The 14,559-nt window shown below is 66.3% G+C and carries 12 protein-coding genes; 9 read left to right on the top strand and 3 right to left on the bottom strand.

Features of this window, described 5'->3' with window-relative positions; genetic code table 11:
- The coding region (locus JSV65_08725; protein ID UCH36421.1) for a hypothetical protein at positions 1–783 on the bottom strand (783 nt) is incomplete at its 3' end.
- Positions 784–873: 90 nt separating this feature from the next.
- Between JSV65_08725 and rbsK the strand changes: the two genes are divergently transcribed.
- The 7 genes from rbsK to JSV65_08690 all read left to right on the top strand — a co-directional run bounded on the left by rbsK (position 874) and on the right by JSV65_08690 (position 11,322).
- Positions 874–1,785: a ribokinase gene (gene rbsK, locus JSV65_08720; GenBank protein ID UCH36420.1), complete on the top strand. Its 912-nt coding sequence runs from the start codon at positions 874–876 to the stop codon at positions 1,783–1,785.
- A gap of 3 nt (positions 1,786–1,788) precedes the next feature.
- On the top strand, positions 1,789–2,457 hold the full coding sequence (gene rpe / locus JSV65_08715; GenBank protein ID UCH36419.1) for a ribulose-phosphate 3-epimerase: 669 nt from the start codon (positions 1,789–1,791) through the stop codon (positions 2,455–2,457).
- 12 nt (positions 2,458–2,469) lie between these two features.
- Positions 2,470–3,180, top strand: a complete 711-nt coding sequence (locus JSV65_08710; protein UCH36418.1) for a hypothetical protein — start codon at positions 2,470–2,472, stop codon at positions 3,178–3,180.
- Between the two features lie 222 nt (positions 3,181–3,402).
- Positions 3,403–6,570, top strand: coding sequence for a hypothetical protein (locus JSV65_08705; GenBank protein ID UCH36417.1), 3,168 nt, complete (start codon positions 3,403–3,405; stop codon positions 6,568–6,570).
- Between the two features lies 1 nt (position 6,571).
- Positions 6,572–7,777: a hypothetical protein gene (locus JSV65_08700; protein UCH36416.1), complete on the top strand. Its 1,206-nt coding sequence runs from the start codon at positions 6,572–6,574 to the stop codon at positions 7,775–7,777.
- A gap of 40 nt (positions 7,778–7,817) precedes the next feature.
- Positions 7,818–8,363, top strand: a complete 546-nt coding sequence (locus tag JSV65_08695) for a flavodoxin family protein (GenBank protein UCH36415.1) — start codon at positions 7,818–7,820, stop codon at positions 8,361–8,363.
- Positions 8,364–8,448: 85 nt separating this feature from the next.
- Positions 8,449–11,322 carry a hypothetical protein gene (locus tag JSV65_08690; GenBank protein UCH36414.1) on the top strand — a complete coding sequence of 958 codons (2,874 nt, stop codon included), beginning with the start codon at positions 8,449–8,451 and terminating at the stop codon, positions 11,320–11,322.
- Positions 11,323–11,342: 20 nt separating this feature from the next.
- Here JSV65_08690 and JSV65_08685 read toward each other — a convergent pair whose 3' ends face one another.
- Together JSV65_08685 and JSV65_08680 are read right to left on the bottom strand one after the other, a co-directional pair.
- A complete protein-coding gene (locus JSV65_08685; GenBank protein ID UCH36413.1) occupies positions 11,343–11,705 on the bottom strand; it encodes a DUF2007 domain-containing protein in 363 nt (120 codons plus the stop codon).
- 206 nt (positions 11,706–11,911) lie between these two features.
- Positions 11,912–12,892: a Gfo/Idh/MocA family oxidoreductase gene (locus JSV65_08680; GenBank protein ID UCH36412.1), complete on the bottom strand. Its 981-nt coding sequence runs from the start codon at positions 12,890–12,892 to the stop codon at positions 11,912–11,914.
- 123 nt (positions 12,893–13,015) lie between these two features.
- Between JSV65_08680 and JSV65_08675 the strand changes: the two genes are divergently transcribed.
- Together JSV65_08675 and JSV65_08670 are read left to right on the top strand one after the other, a co-directional pair.
- Positions 13,016–13,555, top strand: coding sequence for an AAA family ATPase (locus tag JSV65_08675; protein ID UCH36411.1), 540 nt, complete (start codon positions 13,016–13,018; stop codon positions 13,553–13,555).
- A gap of 280 nt (positions 13,556–13,835) precedes the next feature.
- Positions 13,836–14,559: hypothetical protein (locus tag JSV65_08670; protein ID UCH36410.1), on the top strand; the 724-nt coding region annotated here is incomplete at its 3' end.

The raw sequence follows: 14,559 nt of genomic DNA, 5'->3' as shown, positions 1-14,559 counted from the left end.
GGGCATTGGCATGGCGCGCGCAGGCGGCGATGGGGGAGGAGTCCTTGGCGACACGCCCATCACATCCGCGAATCCACGGGCAAGGCCCGCTGAACCCGCCGGCAGCACGCGTAGGGGCATCTCCGACATGTGCTGAACCGCTGCGGCGATGTCTCGCATATCCTCCGCTGAATCCGCGTCCAGCATCAGCAGTTCAGCTCCCTCGTCTAGGGCCTGCGCCAGCGCTTCCGCGAGAGCACCCGGCGTGCCGTACGTACGCGGCGACAAGATCGCGACTCCGCATTGCCACTGCCGGCGCACAATGGCGGCTACCTCGGACACGCCGACCGGCGCCGCCCCGTCTCGCCCGACCTCGGTCTCCGCCACCGGGGTGCCGTTGACGAGCAGAATGCCGTCCGCAACGGTACGCTGGCGCGCGGGGAACGCGGGGGCGAGGATTGCCGCCTCCGCACCCTCGGTCGCCGCCTCGATCGCGGCGCCGACATTGCCTCGCAGCGTGGAGTCGAGTTTGAGATAGCGCCGGCACCCAGGGATCCGCGCGAGCTGCGCGAACGCGTCCGCGATACGGATTGCGCAGTCCTTCGGTGTTACGTTCCGGCAGTCGGCGTCAATGGCGAATGCCGCGGCGTCCGCAGCGTTGTGCGGCAGCCACGACGGACGCGGCCCGAGTGAAACTAGTGACGGCCGCTCCGGCGACGCCACCTGCGCCGCCGTGTCGGCAGCGCCGGCGAGATCGTCGGCCGCGATGCCCAAAATCGCGTGATCGTCGGGACTGGTCTGCATCGGCGATATCTTCGGTTCCAGCAGCGCGGAACCTGCCGCCGAAAGGTGCTCGCGCCGCGGCGGTGGAAGACTTAACCGCGGAGATCGCACATGCCGCGGGTGGTCGTGGTCGGCAGCATCAATATGGACCTGGTCGTGCGCGCGGAGCGTTTGCCGCGTCCCGGCGAAACGGTTCGGGGCACGGAGTTCCACACGATCCCCGGTGGGAAGGGCGCCAACCAAGCGGTTGCGGCCGCGCGCCTCGGAGCGGAAGCTCGAATGGTGGGGCGCGTCGGCGACGACGACTTCGGCGAGCGACTGCGTCAGGGGCTCGCGGATAACGGCGTCGCCGTGGATGACGTGGTCGCCGACCGCGAGCACCCGACCGGGGTGGCGCTGATCGTCGTTCAGGAATCCGGCGAAAACAGCATCGTCGTCGCTGGTGGCGCCAACGGGGCTGTGACAGCGAAGGATGTGGCCGCCGCCAAAGACGCGGTCTCGTCTGCCGACGTGCTGCTGCTGCAACTCGAGATTCCGCTGGACACAGTGGCCGCGGCGTTGGATGCGGCGAGCGCCGCGAACGTGGCGTCCATACTTGACGCAGGCCCCGCCGCGAAGCTGCCCGACGCCGTGCGCAATGCGGCGAACGTGCTCTCACCTAATCTCGGTGAAGCCGAGGTGCTGCTCGGCCGCCCAGTATCGGACGCGCTCGATGCCGCACAGGCACTTGTCGCAGCCGGCGCGCCCGCGTGTGTGGTAAAATCAGGAGCGCAGGGATGCGCGTGGGCGGTGCCGGGGCAATCGGAGCATCTCCCGGCGGTTGCGGTTGACGTGGTTGACACGACGGCCGCCGGTGATGCGTTCACTGCCGCGCTCGGAGTCGCTTTGGCCGAAGGCAAGCCGCTTGCGGACGCCGCGCGGTGGGCGAGCTTCGCCGGGGCACTCGCGGTGACGCGCCTCGGGGCACAGCCGTCAATGCCAACGCGGCAGGAGCTCGAGGACTTCATCTCGCGCAGGGGCTGACACATGGCTATCGAGATCTGGCCGTCCATCATGTGCGCGGACTTCGGGCATCTCGCCGAGTCGCTGCGGCAACTCGAGGATGCCGGCGCCGACGGAATCCACCTCGACGTGATGGACGGACACTTCGTCCCCAACATCACGTTCGGCCCGCTCGTCGTTGAAGCCATTCGCGCCAACACAAGATTGCCGCTCGAGGCGCACCTCATGGTTACCAACCCGGACCTCTATATCGGCGACTTCGTAAAAGCGGGCGCGGACATCATCACCATCCACGCCGAGGCGCCCGTGCATCTCCAACGCAGCCTGCAAACGGCGCTGGACGCGGGAGCGCGCGCCGCCGTGGCGCTCAACCCGGCAACGTCCCCAAGCGCCATCGAATACGTGCTCGACGATGTCTCGATGGCGCTGGTGATGACGGTCAACCCAGGATTCTCGGGCCAAGACATCGTCGCCTCGGCGCTGCCCAAGATAGATCGGTTGCACGCGATGATTGCGGAGCGACGACTCGACGTTCGTATCGCGGTGGACGGACATGTCAGCCCGAGCACCGCGCCGGATATGGTGCGCCGAGGGGCGCAGATCCTGATCGGGGGGCGCTCGGGCGTGTTCCTGCCCGATCTGAGTCTCGCCGAAGCCATCAGTCAACTTCGCGCCGCTGCGGCCGCCAAGTAAGAGGAGCCAACCATGCCGCCAGACAAGCCAGCAAGCGATAGACCAACAGACGAGCGCGGGCGACAGGAGCAGGAAAGCTTCAACTACGGGCGCTACCGCATGAACCCGGTGCAGGTCGAGGAGTCCCAGGAGTCGGCCCGTGCGGTGCCCCGCCGCATCGGCGTGTTCGTCGTGCTCCTCGCGGTCGTTGCAGTCGCCGTCCTCGGCATCTGGTATTGGGATCGCCTGACCTCCGAGCAGTCGCCCCTCGAATCCCTCGACCCGGAGGTGCGCGAGCAGGCCCAGGAACTCGTGGACAACCTCCTGACGCGCATCGAATCGCTCCAGGGCCACGTGTACGATGTCCAGTACCCGACGCGCTCGCTGCTGCGTGTTTTCGTCAACCCGACCGTGCTCGAGGCATCCGGTGAAGAGCGTCGCATCACGGACGAAGAGGTCGAGCGCGTTACGGAGCGCGTGGTCAAGGAATTACGCAAGTACGCGCAGACGCCCAAGCCGCTGACCGTCGAGGCCTACGTCGTCGACGACCCCAGCTTGGCCGCCGGCCGGAAGCCGGCGGCCGTCGGGACCTACGACCCCGAGACGGACTCAATGAACGTCGAGCTGACGACAACCATCCCGGTCCCTGAAGGAGAAGGAACCGGCGAAGCTCCTCCGGGCAAAGGCCATCTCGGCGAGCGCGGCGGCGGCGGGATGCCGCAAGAGCACACGCATTCTCACTAGTCTAGGCGACTCACACTTACGGGCCCGCGGACCGGTTGGCAGCCGCAGTGGCGGCGCATGGCCCAGCAATCCATATCTTGCGTGCGACGGTAGCTCGCCGTCGGAAATCCGCGTGGGCTCGCGACCGAAGGCACAAGCCGGATTGGCCGGGTCGGTCGCGGCTGCCGCAAGCGCTTGCCGTGCCCGCTTTTGTCCACGACCACTGCGTACAGGGGACTGCGGATGACCTATCCAAAGCCCGAGTCACGTCTGCCCGCGCTGCTCTGCGCGGTCCTGGTTGCTGCGTTCAACTGCGTCGCCCGCGTGGCTCCGGCGGCTGCCGAGGCCGCGGGCGCGTCGGGCTTCACTCCAGCTCTCGTTGACGTGCGTTTGGTCTCGGACCGCGTCAAGCCCGGAGGGCGGCTCGGCATCACCTACGCCTGGCGCAACGACGGCGTGCCCGCCGATGTCGATTACCTCGTGTTCGCTCACTTCGAATACCCACGCCGGGACTGCGCTGAGATCGTCTTCCAGCATGACCATTCCCCTCTCGTTCCAAGCAGCGCCTGGGAGGCGGGGCGGCTCATCGAGGACGGGCCGTACTCCGTCGCCGTGCCCGCCGAGGCGCCCGAAGGAATCTATGCAGTCCACGTCGGGCTCTGGGACCCCGCGACTAGCGAGCGGAAGTGCGAGACGTACTGGGGGGAGATCGAACTTGATGCCGACGCGCCGCCCGTGACCAAGCCGGAGCCCCTGGCCGCAGACGAGATCCACCGACGTCTGGCATTGCTCGACGCCCGGCTGACCTCGGCGCAGACCATCGAAAGCAAACACATCGCGTTCACCGTCAGCGCGGACAACGGCTGCTATCGCCTGCTCGACAAGCAGTCGGGCGCGTGCTGGCACTCGTCGCCGTTCGCCGACGGATTCGCCAGCGTCGCGCTGCGGCTGCCCTCGGGCAAGGCGAAGCATCTGCGTCTCACAAAACCTGAGCGGGTGACGACGGAGGAGCGTCGCCTGATCATCGAGTATGCCGCGCCGGATGCAGGTGCGGCGTGGCGGCTGATGGTCACGGTGCAACTCGTGCCGGACGGGAGAAGCGTCGAGTTCTCATGGGCGGCCGTCGGCGATGGCGCGGAGGTCACGCACATCGATCTCCTGTCCGACGCCCTGTGGACGACGGACGCCGCGCAGGGGTGTGTCGTAGTTCCCAACGGCGTCGGCCTGATGCTGTCGGCGGACAGCGGCGAGGCATACCTCGACCGCTTCGACACGTTCCGCTGGCGCGGCTGCGTGATGGAGATGCTGGGCGTCGTCAACGGCGGGTCGGCGGCGCTGATTAGTTGGCACGATCCGTATGCAACAGCCTTCGTCAAGAGCGTGATCGGCAGGGATTCGCTGGCGCCGGGCAGCCAGGCCGTTGCGCCGTCGCTGCGTGTCCACAGCCCGGAGTCAGCGGTGCGCATCACGCTCATCCCGCACGGCGGATATGTCGAGATCGCCAAGGCTTACCGCGACGTCGCGCGCGACAAGGGATTGCTCGTCACGTGGACCGAGAAGGCGAAGCGCTGGCCGACGCTTCAACTGGACAAGCTGTTCGGCGCGCCCGATATCAAGCCGTTCGTCCTCAGCCGCGCGGTGAGATCATCGCGGTATTTCCGCGGCGAGCCGGATGCCGAGGAAACCGTAAGCATCGGCTATACGTTTGACGAGGCGGCGCAGGTCGCCGAACACCTGCGGCACGACCTCGGTATCGAGAAGGCGCTCTTCGTCCTCGCCGGCTGGATTCACCGCGGGTATGACAATCAACACCCCGACATCTTGCCGGCGGCGCCTGAGTGCGGCGGCAACGACGGCCTGGCGGACGCCTCCGCGCGTATCCGCAAGCTCGGGTATCTGTTCGGCCTCCACGACAACTACCAGGATATGTACCGCGACGCGCCGTCGTGGTCCGAAGACGCGATCATGAAACGGAACGACGGCAGGCTGCTTGCGGGCGGCAACTGGGCGGGCGGACAGGCCTGGCTCATCTGCTCCAAGCAGGGCCTCGAGCTTGCGGCACGCCCGCAGCACAACCTGCCGCGGGTCAAGGAGCTGTTCGACCCCACGGCATACTTCATTGACACCACGTTCGCGGCCTCGCTGTACGAGTGCTTCGATCCGGCTCATCCGCTCACGCGCTGGGACGATATGGATTACAAGGCCGCTTTGTCCGAGTTCTCGGCCAGCCTGTTTGGGGTACATGGCTCGGAAGACGGCGTGGAGTGGGCGGTGCCGCACGCGTCCTACTTCGAGGGCATGCTGTCCGAGCGCGATATCCCCCCGTATGGCCGCGCGATTCCCCTGTTCGAATTGGTCTACCGCGACTGCATCGCGCTGTACACGCATCAAGGCGATCGCGCGTATCCCAACCGCCCGGACTACATCGTACGCCATATCGGCCTGGGTCGCATGCCGCTGTACGGCTTCGGGCCGCATCTCTACTGGAGCGAGGAACGCGCCGCCCCGATCCGCGTGCACGCCGCGGTCGCGCACCTCGAGCAGACCGGCCCGCGCACCTTCGCCATATCCTATCGCTGGACGGTGGATGAAGACCTCGCGGACGACTGGCGCGTCTTCGTGCACTTCACGCGCGCCGACGGCGAGATTGCGTTCCAGGATGACCACGAGCCGGAGCCGCCCACCACTGCGTGGCGCGCGGGCAGCCGGATCGTCATCGGGCCGCATGAAGTCGAAGCGCCTGAGGGCCTCGAAGGACGCTTCGACATCCGCATCGGCCTGGTTGAGCCGGGAGGTGGTGGACGGGCGCTGCTCGCCGACGCCGACGACGGCACGCGCCGCTGCACCATCGGCCGAGTTCGCGTCAGCGGCGCTGGGCGTGATGCAGAGATTGCCCTCGAACCGCAGGAGACCGTGCAGCCCGACCTGCTGTGCCTCGCGCGTTCCGACGGCGGATGGGCTCACGGCCTCTGCCTCACCGACACGTTCATCAAGAACACCTACGAAGTGATGTCGCCGTTGAACGAGATGACGGCGGCGCTGCCGATGACGGAACACGAGTTCCTGACGCCCGACGGCGCAGTGCAGCGAACCGTGTTCGGCGACCGGGTCGAGGTGATCGTCAACCTCGGCAGAGAGGACTACGCGGCAGCCACGCCCGGCGGGGAAGCGCTGCTACCGCCGTATGGATTCTCGATCTGGGGCCCGCAGTTCCGCGCATTTCACGCACTCTCATGGCAGGACATCGAGTATGACCGTCCGGCTCTGTTCGCAGTCCGCGCGCTCGACGGCCGCAGCATCGAGGAATCGCGGAGACTGCGCGTGTTCCACGGGTTCGGGGAGCCCGTGGTGAAGACCCGCGGCAAGATCTACATAGTCGAGAACGAGACCGTCATCTCCGAGAGCGACTGACATGACAGCCCGCGCACGCGTACAGGCCGCCTTCGAGCACCGCGAACCCGACCGCACGCCGTTCTTCGAGAAGCTCATCAAGAGCCCCATCGCGGACCTCATCCTCGGTCGCGCGAGCGTCGCGCACAACTTCGTGCATCGCATGCGCGCGATGGAGGCCGGCGACTGGGACGCGTTGGTCGAAGCCGAGGCCGTCGAGATTGCTGATACCGTCGAACGGCTGGACATGGACCTCGTGCGCCTGGCGACGAATCTCGGGCCGGATTTCACGCGGCCGAAGCAGCTCGGCGAATTCACATGGCGCGAGGGGGACACCATGGTCCGCTTCATCCCCGGCAGCCCGTGGGTGGAACGGCGCCCGGTGCATGACGCGCGTTCGTCGCCCGAAGAGGAAGAGCAGGCGATGATCCGCTCCCTGGAGCAGGACGAGCCGCCGCCTGCGCTGCCCAGCGACGATCACTTCTACGTCTTCAAGCGCGCGCGAGAGATCATGCGCGAGCGGGGCCTCGACCCGGCGATCTTCGTGTCCGTTTACACCATGCCGGTGTGCGCGATGCCGAGGTACATGTTCACGTGGTTCCACGAGCGCCCGGAACTGCTTCATCGCTACTACGAACGCTGCGCGCAGCGCGGGCTGGTGCTCATCCCTAGGTACGTCGAGTTGGGCGCGGACATCATCGGCCTGGGCGGCGATCTCGCGGCTGACGGCGGCCCGCTCATCTCGCCCGCGCATTATCGCGAGTTCGTGCTGCCGCGCATCCGCGAGCAAGCGGAGCTGTGCCGTTCCTTGGGGGTGTGGTGCACCACCGCGTCCGACGGCGATCTGTGGTCAATGCTCGACGCGTTGCTGATCGAGTCCGGCGTTGACGGGTTCGAGGAGATAGACGCCGCTGCGGGCATGGACCTGCGCCGCCTCAAACAGGCGTACGGCGACCGCATGACATTCATCGGCAACATGGACATCCGCTGGCTGCTGACGAGCGCCTCGCCGCAGGAAGTGGAACGGGCTACCACCGAGTGCATCGAGGCCGGCTGGGGCAATGGCGGGCACATCCTGATGAGCAGCAACTGCATCCACGAGGGGATTCGACCGGCCAACTTCGAAGCAATGGTGCAGGCATATCGCGCTCATTTCGGCATCACGCAGACGCCCGCGCCACTGGCGGTGCAGCATCTCGACCTGCCAGGCTATCTCATACCGTCTTAGGCAAACCGCCGCGCGAACGACAGCGCGTGGAGGCACAATCATGGGAGCACCCATTCTCGGTCTGTCCGGCAGCCCGCGCGAAGGCGGGAACACCGACATCGTCGTGCAGCGCGCCGTGGACGCAGTGGCGCAGAAGTCCGGTAAGGACGTGAACTTCATCCGCGTCGCTGACTTCGCCCTCGGTCACTGCATTGGCTGCCGTCAATGCATGACGCTCGGGCGCTGCGCGTTGGAGGGCGATGATCTGAACGAGATCATGGCGTATCTCTTCGACGCGGAAACGATAATCATCGGCTCCCCGGTGTACTGGCTGAGCCCGCCGGGGGTTCTCAAGGATTTCATGGATCGCTCCCACGGGTGGTACACGGATCTCAGCATCCTCGCCGGCAAGCGGGCGGCGGTGATCAGCGTCGCGGCCGACTCCGGGTTTGAGCCGCACGAGGAAGCGATCGCGGCATGGTTGACGTGCTACGGCGCGGAGGTTGTGCACAAAGCGCGCATCTTCGCCCGCGAGAAGGGCGAGGTGCTCGACCGGCCGGACGAACTGCGGAAGCTGGACACAGTGGTATCGGCGCTCGCCGGATGAAACGATGCGCGCACCGCCGCTGCGCGGTGAAGCGCTCACAGAGAGGAAAGCAATGGGAAATGACAACCGCCGAGTGCGACCAATCATGGCTGTCGCGTTGATCTTGGCGGCCGTCTGTGCAGCCGGGCCCGCATCGGCCTACTTCCTGCCGTCGGCGCGCGCGTTGCTCAGTGTACCGATGGCAGCATCGCCGCCGGAGATAGACGGAGTAGTGGATGATGCATGCTGGCGAGAGGCGGCGGTCGCGCATCAGTTCATCCTGCTCGGCGAGACCAGGTTCGCTCGCCAGCAGACCCGCGCGCTATTGTTGTGGGATGAGGAGAACCTCTACCTCGGCTTCAAGTGCTACGAAGAGCACATGGACCGGCTGGTCACGAGAAGCATCGAGCGTGACGAGGCCGAGTGGCGCGACGATTGCGTCGAGATACTGCTCCAGCCGCCGGACGATGGCACATTCTATCACCTCATAGCAACCGCCGGCCTGATGCGCTACGACGCTGTCAACCGTCCCGGCAGTGACGCCGACACGGAGTGGAACCCGGCGTGGGAACTACAGACGGTGTGGAGCGATGACCGGTGGGAGATGGAGGTGTCCATCCCGTGGACGGCCCTCGGCGTACAGCCGGAGCCGGGCCAGCAGTGGCGCTTCAACTTGGCCCGCGAGGAGCAGCCGCACAGCGAGCTGAGTTCATACTGCCCCGTGCCGGAGCGCTTCCCTGACCCCGCATATTTCGGGACACTGGCGCTCGCCGAGTCGGCCCCGCGCATCACGGTCGAGTCCTGGGGCAACCCGCTCGCCTCCAAGCGCAGGCTTGACGTCGCGATCCGGAACCAGCTGTCCAGGGACGTCGCCGCCAGCGTGACGATCGCAGTCCACGGGCCGGAAGGGGCGCATGAGGAGGTGCGGGCGGTCAGCGCCGCGCCGGGCGTGGGCGCCCGAGTCATCGTCCCGTATGAGATCAAGCGGGAGGGCGACCTGGCGCTGGTCTGCACGGTGACGGAAGGCGAGCGAACGTACTTCCGTCAGGTGCTTCCGATATCCGTACCTCGAATCGGCGGCAAACTGACCGATATTGATTCCCTCATCGCGGCGGTGGTCGACGCATCAGGCGGGGCAAGCATGGACGCCGGCGCGCGGCAGCGCTTCGAAACGGCGCTCGCCGACGCTCGCGCGACACGTGATCGGCTGGCACAGGCCGTGGAGTCAGCGCGCGCGGGCGAACCCGGCGTGATGAGTGAGATTGACGAGCTGACCAACCGCCTCGACCATGAGCTGGCCCTGCTGCGATTGATCAGCAACTCGTACCGCGAGCCACTCCCGGCTGAGCCGGGGCGCCCGTGGCAAGAGCGCACCGAGTACGCGCCGCTGCGCGAGTACTATCGCGCGGCCGATGAGCAAGGATTCCTGATCTGGAAAGCCGACCCGTGGCTCGATCTCGACCCGCACGCCGTCCCCGAAGCGGCAAACCTCAGCCTCGCCGAGTTGAAGTGCGCGCGCGGTGAACGCAAGTACGTCGCGTTAGATCTGCGCAACATCTCGTCGGAGATGATTCACGCGCGGGTCGTGCCTGTCGGGTTCGGCGGGGCGCAGGCGACACAGCCGTCCGTATCGGTGCACGTGCCGGTCTTCATCCGCCGGCACGTCAATACGGATGAGGTCGTCGCCGACCCGCTGCCGCGCATCAACGGCGCGTCCATCATCAGGATCGCGCCCAGCGAGACGACGCAGCTATTCCTGATTGTTGAGACGAAGGGACTCGAGCCGGGCACCCATGAGGCCGCGATCCGCATCGAGCCGCTGTATCGGTTCCCGGCTAGGGAAGTGAAGATACCGGTAATGATCGCGCCTGTCGAACTCGTAGAACCGCCGGTACGCATTTGCACCTGGGGCGCGATCCTCGGCATCAGTTGGGCGACGCCCGATCCGCTGCCGTATCTCGACGACGCCGTCGCGCACGGCGTCAACGTGTTCTTCGTGCCGCCGACGTTCGTCTTGCCGAGGTTCGACGTAGAGGGCAACATGGTCGAGCCGCCGGACTGGACGAAGCATGACGAGTACGTCCGCGCGTATTCGCCCCATGGCCTGGTCGTCGGCGCCTACAGCGCGGGCGAGTACTTCACGGCACGCATGGAGTCCGTCGGCGTCGAGTTCATGAGCGACGCCTACAAAAAGGCCTTCCGTACCTGGATGACCGAGTGGATCGCACACCTCAAGTCCCTCGGGCTGGGTTACGACGACTTCGCATTTCAGCTGTGGGACGAGCCGTCAGGCGGCAAGCGCTACGAGCAGCACGTCGCGCTCGGCAGGTTCTTCAAGCAGGAGGTGGATCCGAACGTTCACGTCGTGTGCACCGCCAACTTCCGCGACGTCGAGAAACTGCGCGCGATAGACGACGGCGTGGACATCTGGGTGCCCCACCGCACGACGATGCGCGACCCCGAGGCGATGGCCTACATTCGCGCTACCGGCGAGGAAATCTGGTGCTACGTCTGCTCCGGGTACTCGAAAACGCTGTCACCGCTTGCCTACTACCGGCTGCTCCCGTGGGAGGCGTTTCATCACGGCGCGCGCGGCTGGGGGCACTTCGCCCACATGTGGTGGGGGGAGGACGTCTGGGGAGTCCACGGGCCGGACCTGAAGGAAGGGGCGACGTACAGCACGATCTACCCCGGGCGCGAAGGCCCCATAACCTGCCGCCGGTGGGAGGCCTACTACGAGGGGCGGCAGGACTACGCCTACCTGTGGATGCTGCGACAGGCCATTGAACGGCTCGGCGTGGCCGGTGCGGATCCTGCGAAGCTGACAGGCGCGCAGGAATTGCTCGACAGGTCGGTCGCGGACGCGCTGTCCCTGATCGGGCCGACCTATCCACGCGCGATTGCGGAGAGCGCCGACCCCGCAGACCTGGACCGTGCCCGCCTGCAGATGCTGTACGTGTTGACCGTACTGGAGCGCTGAGGCGCTGCTCGGTCAGGCGGCTACTCGTCCCGCTTGTCGACTTCGGCGATGAGTTCCTGGAGCAACTCGCGGTGTTCCTCGACGTGCTGCTCCAACACGTGGAGTTCGACCGATGCCGGACTATCCGGCGCCGTGGCCTGCTCGGCGGCGGGGGAGTCCGCGGCCTTGACCAAGTACGGGATGCCCTCCTCGTCCAGCATTTCGGCCAGGGCCTCGATGGACGCGCGAGTGGAGGTTAGGATGCCGACCGTCTTGCCTCCCCGCAAGCGTCGGGCTCTCACGGCGTCCACCTCTGCCAGGTCAGCGACGAGATCCATGTCGCAGTCAGGGCATCGCGTGAGGCCCTCCCGGAATTCGTACCCGCAGCCCGGGCAGAACGCCATTGCCTCTTCTACCTCCTGATCCCACGGGGATTCGCAGCGCGGCCGCCGGTGGCGCCGCGCGGTGACCCTGAAGTGTCGGGGAATGTCACAGATACGGGGAATGAACGCGACACGAGTTGGCAGCCCGCGAACGGAGCTACTGCAAGCCCCAGCGCCGTCGGCATCTGACATGATTGCGCCAACATCGTCGGTTCAGGCTACTCGATTCACAACTTGACGCAGATACCTTCTGCAGCCGAGCGGTACGCAGCCTCGATGATGAGTTGGGCCTTCAGGCCGTCCTCGCCGGTCACCTCGGGCTGACGTTCGCCCCGCACACAATCCACGAAGTGCCGCACCTCAAGGGAGAACCGGTCCGCGCCCTTGGGCTTGACCGTCCGCCACGTCTTCATACCGTCAACACGGTAGCGCAGCACGTTGCGGTCGTAATCGACGATGGCCGCGCCAGTTTCGCCGTAGATCTCGATGTCATTTACGCCGTAGGGCGTGCACCAGCTCGCCTCTATGACTCCGATCGCCCCGTCGCGGGACCTCAGGAGCATCGCTGCCGAGTCCTCCACGTCCACACCCTGGCCCATGGTGTCCATCACTGCGCGCACCTCGCCGGCTTCACCGACGAGAAAGCGGAAGAGATCGGCGCTGTGGATGGACGTGTCGAGCAGCGCGCCGCCCCCCGCCGTCGCCTTTTGCCCGAACCATCGGCCCTCCATTGGTATTCTTCCACCAAACCGGTTGCGATACATGAGAATGCGCCCGAGACGGCCTTGCGCGATGAGGGCCCGGGCCCGCATCACCGGCTCGTGAAAACGATGGCAGAATGCCGTCATCAGCATGACCCCGCGCCCTCGCGCCGCCTCAACCATCTCGCGGGCTTCGTCCGCGCTGTACGCCAGGGGCTTCTCGCACAACACGTGGATGCCGCGCTTGATGCACTCCAGCGCGGGCGCCTTGTGCGCGACCGGTGGGGTGCAGATGCTCACTGCTTCGGGGTGCTCGGCGTCGAGCATCTCGGCATGGTCATCGTACGCACGCCCGCCGAACTCCGCTGCTGCCCGCTCCGCCCGCTCCATGTCCACGTCCGCCATGCCGACCAGGCTGACGCGTTCATCCCCCGCGTAGGGGCGCACGTGGGAGGACGAGATGCCGCCGGTACCAATGACGCCGATCCTCGTCTTGCTCTCGCTCATGGACAGTCCTGAGTCCTTCGCATCGAGTGTTCTACAGAACCGCGGTTTCCCCTCCTGCTGTCGGCGGCCTCGATAGGTGCCCGCAGTCCTGCGGCGAAATCGTGTGCCGGAGGGTAAGCGGTTATGAAGCGCCATATCGTCATCGTCGGCGCGCCGGGATGCGGCAAGACGACAGTGGTGCGCCGGACGCTGGAGCGCTTGCGGGCCGCCGGCGTCGAGGTCTTCGGTTTCTGGACCGGCGAAATCCGCGAGCGTGGATCGCGACAGGGGTTCGACATCGAATCGCTGGCGGGGAAGCGCGCGGTCATGGCTCACGTGGGCCTCAAGGGCGGACCCTCGGTCTCGAAGTATCGCGTCGATGTCGAAGCGATCGAGAGTGTCGCGGTCGAGGAGATACGGCGCGCGCTGCGTGAGGGACTGCCTGGGGGGATCCTGGTCATGGACGAGATTGGCAAGATGGAGCTTTTCTGCGCCGAATTCCGCGACGCGGTCGTGGCGGCCGTGGACGGCCCGCTGCGCGTCCTGGCGACTGCCATGGGCAAACCGCATCCCTTCGTCGAGTCCATCACGCAACGCCCGGATGTCGAGGTCGTCGCTGTCACCGCCGCCAACCGCGACGGCCTCCCCGACGTCCTCATCGGCAAACTCGCCGCCGCCGGCTGAGGTGCCGCCGTGGCGAGACCGCCGCTCCATCGCACTTTCCAGTTGGCTCGTGCCGCGACTATTGGCCGACCGCGTACCGTGGTCCTCCAGCCCTATAGAGTCTCGGGCATTACCGGAACACCGGTAATGGCCGCAGACTCTTCCGGACAAGGTCCGTTCGGGAGGAACGCAGCCATCCCTTGCGTCCCTCCCCTAATGCACGAACCTCGGTAGAGGTGGCATTACCGCCTCGCCGAATACCACACCGGATCCGTTGTGCGTTCGCAAAGGAGGCCTGGCTATGTGCGCGAAGAGACGTCCGTCACCCGCTGTCCGTGCCTCGATGACAGCGCTGCTCCTCGGAGTGATGGGCTTGTGCGCAAGCCAGGTCGAGGCCGCGATTTCGGCCGGCGCCGCGAAAGCGAAGATCACCCCGGAAGGCCAGGTGTGGATCGCCGGGTATGAGGGCAATCGCCGCAGCGAGGCGGTGCACGATGACCTATGGGCACGGGCGATGGTGCTGAAGAGCGGCCATCAGATGCTCGCGATTGCGTCGGTGGACCTGCTCGGCTTCCCCAACCTCTACCTCAAGCGCGTGCGGGAGATGGTGGAGGCGGTGCCGGATGACGCCATCCTGGTGGCGGCGACCCACAACCACTCCGGTCCCGATGTCATCGGCCTGTGGGGTCCGACGGAAGGCGAGTCGGGAGTAGATCAGGCGTACGTCGAGTCGCTCATCAAAACGGTCGCCCAGGTGATCGAGGACGCCGCCGACAACCTGGCGCCGGCGTCGTTGAAGTGCGCCGCGGGCGATTTGCCCGGCGTCTCGAAGAACTCGAGGATCCCCGGGATCCTCGACACCGAACTTGGGGCGCTCCAGGCGGTCGGCGAGGACGGCAAGGTCATTGCGACCCTCGTCAATTTCGCGTGCCACCCGGAGATCATGCAGAACAACTACCTCACCGCGGATTTTCCGAACTGGACGTACCAGCGGATCGAGGAGAAGGCGGGCGGAGTGGCGCTGT

It is taken from the genome of Armatimonadota bacterium, from assembly GCA_020354555.1.
Classification (GTDB): Bacteria; Armatimonadota; Hebobacteria.
This window is presented reverse-complemented; position numbering and strand designations above follow the sequence as displayed.